The following is a 1,140-nucleotide window of genomic DNA, read 5'->3' as shown; positions in this document are numbered from 1 at the left end:
GTCCATCAACAGTTGAAACAACGTTACGGATTAAATGATTATTATGCGAACAGCGCTGTTCAAGAAGGACGGTCGCTTCTATCCGCGCAAAAAGAATTGAAGAAGGTGTACATGCGTAATAAAAAAGAACAAATCAACGCCGTTAAAAGAAAAATAAAAGCGACGAAGGTCCGCTTGACGACACTTCAAAAAATAAAAGTCTCTTTTGTCAAAGGAACACCGATGTTCAATAAGACGTCACGTGAACAACAAAAAGGGGCCTTTTTTGTTGTGACATATAAGCATTCCACACGCTTATTTTACTGCGCCTATGATTTTGAACATCAACATCTTGATGTTCAAATCAAACACCTAAAGTCTCGCTTGGGCCAGTTGAACTTTAAGAAAGACCGATACGAAAAACAATTGATTCAATTGCCGACCAAAGTGATTGGTGTGTGTTTCGGTAGTAAAAAACTCGCCCGCGGCCGGTTAACACAAAAAACGTATCACGCTCATCCTGAGCGTTGGCAGAAAGATTGGGTAGCAGCGCGTTACGGTAAGATGACTATATCAGGACGGAAAGATGCTAAATCAGGAAACTTTGTCTTTCATTATCACCCAGAGACGCATACCCTTACCTTTAAAGCGATCGACCAATGCGTCATTCGTCTCGCTGACGTTGTTTTTCCTTATGGCCAAGATCATGTCAATCGTGCCATTCAGACACAAATGAACCTGAAAGATAAGAAAAAGTATGGGAAGCCGATTGGATGGTCGCTTGAAGACCATGGTGCCTATTATATCGTTAAATGCTTAATCGATGTGCCAGCTACACCCTATCTGAATACCTCAACATCAACGGGTATGGTTGGTGTTGATTTGAATGTGAATCATATCGCTATCGCCAATGTCAACGACATTGGTCAATGTGTGGATGCCTTCACCCTTCCGTTTAAATTAGAGGGTAAAACCAGTGGACAGGTAACGAAAATCATAGAAGCAGAGGTCATCGCCCTCGTTGACTATGCCGTTAAACATCATAAACCACTCGCCATCGAAAGATTGGATACGACGCGGTCCAAAGTGTCACGTCCTTATGGACATAAGAAAGCCAATCGCCGAATGAGTCAGTTTGCTTATCAAAAGATGATCCTGGCG

The 1,140-nt window shown here is 42.4% G+C and carries 1 protein-coding gene; it reads left to right on the top strand.

Going from position 1 to position 1,140, the window contains the following annotated elements:
• Positions 1 to 1,140, top strand: a 1,140-nt coding sequence (locus JCM19043_RS17035) for a hypothetical protein (RefSeq protein ID WP_062323996.1), incomplete at both ends; no start/stop codon positions are given.

The sequence above is a fragment of the Halolactibacillus sp. JCM 19043 genome (assembly GCF_001310395.1).
In the GTDB taxonomy this organism is placed as follows: domain Bacteria; phylum Bacillota; class Bacilli; order Bacillales; family Amphibacillaceae; genus Halolactibacillus; species Halolactibacillus miurensis.
This window is presented reverse-complemented; position numbering and strand designations above follow the sequence as displayed.